Raw genomic sequence first — 5,827 nt, 5'->3', positions numbered from 1 at the left:
GCCCTCCCGCAGACCCCACTGCTGGACCTGTCCGCCCGCACCCCCGACCCGGACGGGGTCCGTGCCCTCATCCTGGCCCTCGGCACCACCCTGCCACTGGACTCGGGCCCTTTGAGGCTCTCCTTCACCGTTGACACCGCACGTGGACCGGTGACCTTCACATGAGCGTCTACGACTCCGCTGCCGTGCAGTACGAATCCATCCGTGCCATGATCGTCGGCGGTGAACTCCCACCAGGGGCCGTCCTCCTGGAGACCGCCCTGGCGAAGAAGCTCGGCGTCTCCCGCACCCCCGTACGGGAAGCACTCGCCCGGCTGGCCCAGGAAGAGCTGATCAACCGCGAGATACGTGGCTACGTCGTCAAGACGCGGACCCCGGAAGAGATCCGCGAGATCTACGACGTCCGCATCACCCTCGAGTCCGCCTGCGCCGCGGCGGCCGCGGAACAGGCATCCCGGCGTGACCTGGCGTCACTGGAGCGCATCACCACCGAAGCCGAACACTGCACCGACCACGAGAGGCACGTCGAGCTCAACACCGAGTGGCACCAGGCCCTCCGCGCCGCGGCACGCAACGGCACGATGTCCCGGCTGCTCGACGGACTCGGTGTACTCCAACAGATCTACAACGCGCAGATGACGCAGGTCGAGCACCTGGATGAGGCCCTCCGCGCCGGCCAGGAGGAACACGCCCTGATCCTCGACGCCATCCGCCGAGGCGACGCGGAAACAGCGCGCACGACGATGATCCGCCATCTGTCCCGCACCCGGGACCTGCGTGTGGACGCCTTCCAGCGGAATCACTCAGCCATCCGGTGTTAGCGCCCACATGGACGCCTGGATTCCGGCCCAGGCCGCGTGTGGTTCCCCAGCCACCAGCCCCCGCCTGGCTTCGGGCCGGGAGCCGCGCGCCGCGCCCTCAGGGCCGTTTCAATTACCCCGGCGGCGCCATTCTTCCGCGAGCAGTTCGTACGAGCGGATCCGGTCCGCGTGGTCGTGGGTGATCGTCGTGATGAGCAACTCGTCCGCGCCCGTGGCCTCCTGGAGTTGTTCCAGCTGATCGGCCACCCGGCCCGGGGAGCCGACGAACTGGGTGTCGATGCGGTCCTGGACGAGAGCGCGGTCTGCTTCGCTCCACGCGTGGGCGCGCGCCTCTTCCGGTGTCGGGAACTCAATGGCGCCCTCGGCGGTGCGGATGCTGCGGACCCACAGGCCGTAGCCGGTGGCGAGTTCGTGGGCGGTGGCGTCGTCCTCGGCGACGACGACGTCCGCGGACACGCTGATATGCGGCTTGTCGAGGAACTCGGAGGGCTGGAAGAAGGCCCGGTAGCCCGCCACCGCTTCCAGCACGGTGGCTGGGCTGACGTGGTAGTTCGCGGCGAAGCGCAGGCCCCGGGCGCCCGCCGCCTCGGCGCTCTGTCCGCCGCTGCTGCCCAGGATCCACACCTCCACGTCGGCGCCCTCACCCGGTACGACGTGCGCTTCGATGCCCTCCGGGGAGCGGTAGGTGCCCGCCAGAAGAGCGAGGATGTCGTCGATCTGTTCGCCGTAGTCCTGCGGCTCGGCGCCCGGCAGCTGGAGCAGCCTGCGCTGCAGGGCGATCCGTGGCGAGCCGAGCAGGTGCTCGAAGGAGAAGCGGGGTGGGATGAGCAGGCCGTTCGGGGCCCGGCCGGCGATGGCCGGGGGCGCGGTGGGCGGCGGGGTCGCCGGTTGTGCCGGTGGGCGGCCGCCCGAGCGGCCCAGGCCGAGATCGAGGCGGCCGGGGTGCAGGGCGTCGAGCAGTCCGAACTCCTCCACGGTGGACAGCGCCGTGCGGTGTCCGAGCTGTACGGCTCCGGAGCCGAGCCGGATGGTGGAGGTGGCGGAGGCGGTCAGGGCCAGGACGACGGCGGGGGACGTGCCGGCCACGCCGGGGTTGAGATGGTGCTCGGCGAACCAGTAGCGGGCGTATCCGAAGCGCTCGGCCCGCTGTGCGAGGTCGATGGAGTTGCGCAGGGCATCGGCCGCCGTGGCGCCGGACGGGATCGGGACCAGGTCGAGGATGCCGAGGGGGATGTCAGACATGGGCGGGCTCCTCGTGGATCGGCGGCGCCGGCAGCACAGGGCCCCAGGCGAACGGCGGGTCGGGGATCCCCTGGCGCAGCACCGGAGCGACCTCGGACTGGAACAGTTCCAGTGAGTCGCGGTGCTGACTGCCCGTCAGTCCACTGGCCTCCGCGTGGAGGTGCAGCACGGTGTGGCCGAACTGCTCGTGGTAGCGGTGCACCTTGTCGATGATCTGCCGCGGGCTGCCGATCAGTGCCGAGCTGCGTTCGACGAAGTCCTCGATGGTCGGGAAGACCGGCTCCAGGCCCAGCCGCTTCTGGAACGCCACGTTGCCCTCGAACACCGGCCGGTACGTGGCGATCGCCTCCTGGGACGTACGGGCCACATAGATGCCCGCCGTTCCCGCGCCGACGGCGATATCGGCCGGGTCGTGCCCGTAGTGCTCCCAGCGCTCGCGGTAGTGGCGGATCAGTTCGGCGTACGGTTCGATGGGGTTGGTGACGTTCGCCGAGAACAGCGGGTCGCCGTAGCGGGCCGCCAGGTCGACCGACTCCTTGCTGGTCGCGCTGCCGTGCCAGACCCGGATCGGTTGCTGCAGCGGTCTGGGCCACACCTCGGCGTCCGTCAGCTCCGGGCGGAAGCGGGTTTGGGCGGTGACCTTGTCCTGCCGCCAGATCTGCCGGAACACTTCGTAGCTCTCGGCGTTGCGCTCCCACTGGTCCTCCGGAGTGACATGGAACAGCTCGCGCTGGGCGGCGCCGTTGCCCTTTCCGATGATCAGCTCAAGGCGTCCGCCGGAGAGATGGTCCAGGGTCGCGTAGTCCTCGTAGGCGCGCACCGGGTCCAGCAGGCTGAGGGTGGTCACGGCGGTGAACAGGCGGATGTGGGTCGTCAGCGCGGCGATGTGGCTGAGCACCACCGGCGGCGAGGAGGAGATGAACGGCCGCTCGTGCCGCTCCCCCACTCCGAACCCGTCGAAGCCCAGTTCCTCGGCGAACAGCGCGCCCGCGATGACCTCGCGGAAGCGCTCGCCGGTCGGTTTCCGCACGCCGGTCACCGGGTCCGGGGCGTGCACGATCAGCGTGATGGCGAGGAACTTCACGACGCCACCCGCTCACTGCGTACGTCGTCCGGGTGCGCGAGGCCCAGGTGGTCACGGAGGGTCGGGCCCTCGTACTCGGTGCGGAAGACGCCCTGTTCCTGGAGCAGCGGGACGACCTTGTCGGCGAAGACGTCGAGACCGCCGGGGGTGATGTGCGGGACGAGGATGAAGCCGTCGGCAGCGTCCGCCTGGACGAAGTCGTTGATGGTCTTCGCGACGGTGGCCGGGGAGCCGACGAAGTTCTGCCGGTTGCCGGTCTCTATGACGAGGTCGCGGATGGACCAGTTGTTGGCGGTGGCGAGCTCCCGCCATGCGCGGGCGGTGGCCAGCGGATCACGGTACATGCGCACCTGCGCCCGGCCGCGGGCGATGTGGTGTTCGCCGGGTTCCGGGTCGATGTCGGGGAGCGGGCCGTCGGGGTCGTACGAAGAAAGGTCCCGGTTCCAGACGAATTCCAGGTGCTTGATGGCCGTGGCCCCGCTGACCTGTTGGCGGCGCACCTCCTTGGCCAGTTCCTCGGCCTCGGCGTCGGTGTCGCCGAGGACGAAGGTCGCGGCGGGCAGGATCAGCAGCTGGTCGGGGTGGCGGCCGTAGGTGGCCAGCCGGCGCTTGACGTCCGTGTAGAAGGCCTGGCCCTCCTTCAGGGTGGCGTGCCGACTGAAGATCGCGTCGGCGCTCGAAGCGGCGAACTCGCGGCCCTCGTCGGAGTCGCCCGCCTGGAAGATGACCGGGCGGCCCTGCGGGGAGCGCGGGACGTTGAACCGGCCGTGGATGTCGAAGTGCCGGCCGGTGTGAACGAATGCCCCGGTCTTCGCGTCGCGCAGGAAGGTGCCGGTGGCCTGGTCGGCGAGGATCTCGTCGCCGCGCCAGGAGTCGAAGAGCTCGCCCGCGGTGGCCAGGAACTCCTTGGCGCGCGAGTAGCGCTCGTCCTGCGGGAGGAAGCCACCACGGCGGAAGTTCTCGCCGGTGAAGGCGTCCCAGGAGGTGACCACGTTCCAGGCGGAGCGGCCGCCCGAGAGGTGGTCGAGGCTCGCGAACTGGCGGGCGACCTCGTAGGGCTCGTTGAAGGTGGAGTTGATGGTGCCGGTCAGGCCGAGATGCTCGGTGACGGCGGCAAGCGCGGCGAGGATGGTGAAGGTGTCGGGGCGGCCTACGACGTCCAAGTCGTATACCTGGCCGCCCTGTTCGCGCAGGCGCAGGCCCTCGGCGAGGAACAGGAAGTCGAACTTGGCGCGTTCGGCGGTGCGCGCGAAGTGGGCGAAGGAGCTGAACTCGATGTGGCTGCCGGCCTCGGGATCGCTCCACACGGTGGTGTTGTTGACGCCGGGGAAGTGGGCTGCCAGGTGAATCTGCTTCAGCGGCTTGCTCATGGTCGTACGTCTCTCCTTCGGGCTCAGGCGGCGGCGTAGCGGTTGGCGGGGCGGGCCAGGCCCAGCAGTCCGCGCAGGGTGTCGGCCTCGTAGGCGCGGCGGAAGGCGCCCCGGCGCTGGAGTTCGGGGACCAGGCCACGGGTGATCGCCGCAAGGTCGTGGCCGAGGACGGCGGGACGCAGCCGGAACCCGCTCAGTCCGGCCGACCGCCACTCCTCGAGCAGGTCGGCGAGTTGGGCGGGGGTGCCGGTGAAGATCCGGGCGTCGCTGGTGTACGGGGATCCGGCAAGGGTGTCGAGGCGTTCGCGTCGGGCCGTCGCGGCGGCCGGGTCGTCGTCGAGGAAGACCACCAGGTCGCCGAAGATGTGCAGGGGCTGGTCGGCGCGGCCTGCCGCCTCCTGCTCGGCGCGGATCTCCGCGACGATCGCGCGGGCGTGGCCGGCGTCGCGCGGTGTGACGTAGCCGATGTCGGCCTGGCGGGCCACCAGCCGGTACGGGACGGTCCAGTGGGCGAGGGCGCTGACGACGGGCTGGCCCTGTGGCGGGCGTGGGGTGATGGACGGGCCCTTCACCCTGAAGTGCCTGCCCTCGAAGTCGATGTAGTGCAGCTTGTCGCGGTCGATGAAACGGCCGGTGGCGGCGTCCCGGATCTCCGCGTCGTCCTCCCAGCTGTCCCAGAGCCTGCGCACGACCTCCACGTAGTCGGCGGCCTCGTCGAAGAGGTCGGCCACCACCTCCTGCGCGGCCGGGCTCTCGTAGGCGTCGATGTGGGGGATCGTGCGGCGGCCGAAGTGGGCGGCCTCGTTCGGGCGCGCGGTGATCTGTGCCCGCAGGCCCGCCCGGCCGGTGCTGATGTAGTCGAGGGTGGCGATGGCCTTGGAGATGTGGAACGGCTCCGTGTGGGTGACCACCGTGGTCGGGACCAGGCCTATGTGGCGCGTCAGCGGGGCGATGCGGGCCGCGAGGAGGACGGCGTCCAGCCGGCCACGGACCTGGTCGGTGCGACCGTCCGGCTCGAGGAAGTGGGAGGACTGCAGGCCGAGACCGTCCTCGAAGGTCACGAAGTCGAGCAGGCCGCGCTCGGCCTCGGCGACCAGATCGGCCCAGTATCGGGCGGCGAACAGGTCCCGGGGGCGGGCCACCGGCTCACGCCAGGAGGCGGGGTGCCAGCCGGTGCCGTCGAGGGCGACGGCGAGGTGCAGCGGAGAAGAGGGTGCTGAGGACACGAGTGGGTGCCTTCCTGAAGGTCCGTACGACAACGCCGGCCCGCATGTGAAAAGTGGCGGGCACGGCGTTGTCGTACGGACCTT

At 70.5% G+C, this 5,827-nt stretch carries 5 protein-coding genes; 1 reads left to right on the top strand and 4 read right to left on the bottom strand.

The annotated features are described in order from the left end of the window. Window positions 1–161 precede the first annotated feature (161 nt). Entirely contained in the window at window positions 162–821 is a 660-nt protein-coding gene (locus tag CCN51_RS03355; protein ID WP_014182040.1) for a GntR family transcriptional regulator, read from the top strand. Window positions 822–929: 108 nt separating this feature from the next. Here CCN51_RS03355 and CCN51_RS03350 read toward each other — a convergent pair whose 3' ends face one another. The 4 genes from CCN51_RS03350 to CCN51_RS03335 are packed head-to-tail and all read right to left on the bottom strand — an operon-like array spanning window position 930 to window position 5,743. Further along, window positions 930–2,063, bottom strand: coding sequence for an LLM class flavin-dependent oxidoreductase (locus CCN51_RS03350; protein ID WP_014182041.1), 1,134 nt, complete (start codon window positions 2,061–2,063; stop codon window positions 930–932). Then, a complete protein-coding gene (locus CCN51_RS03345) occupies window positions 2,056–3,147 on the bottom strand; it encodes an LLM class flavin-dependent oxidoreductase (RefSeq protein WP_014182042.1) in 1,092 nt (363 codons plus the stop codon). The genes CCN51_RS03350 and CCN51_RS03345 overlap by 8 nt, the downstream gene beginning before the upstream one ends. Continuing rightward, complete coding sequence (locus CCN51_RS03340; protein ID WP_014182043.1) at window positions 3,144–4,517, bottom strand: NtaA/DmoA family FMN-dependent monooxygenase; 1,374 nt, start codon at window positions 4,515–4,517, stop codon at window positions 3,144–3,146. The genes CCN51_RS03345 and CCN51_RS03340 overlap by 4 nt, the downstream gene beginning before the upstream one ends. 23 nt (window positions 4,518–4,540) lie before the next feature. Then, window positions 4,541–5,743, bottom strand: a complete 1,203-nt coding sequence (locus CCN51_RS03335) for an LLM class flavin-dependent oxidoreductase (protein WP_014182044.1) — start codon at window positions 5,741–5,743, stop codon at window positions 4,541–4,543. Window positions 5,744–5,827: the final 84 nt, after the last annotated feature.

Source organism: Streptomyces milbemycinicus, from assembly GCF_002154605.1.
In the GTDB taxonomy this organism is placed as follows: Bacteria; Actinomycetota; Actinomycetes; order Streptomycetales; family Streptomycetaceae; genus Streptomyces; species Streptomyces milbemycinicus.
The sequence above is the reverse complement of the archived record's forward strand: the minus strand, read 5'-3'. Positions and strand labels throughout refer to the sequence as shown.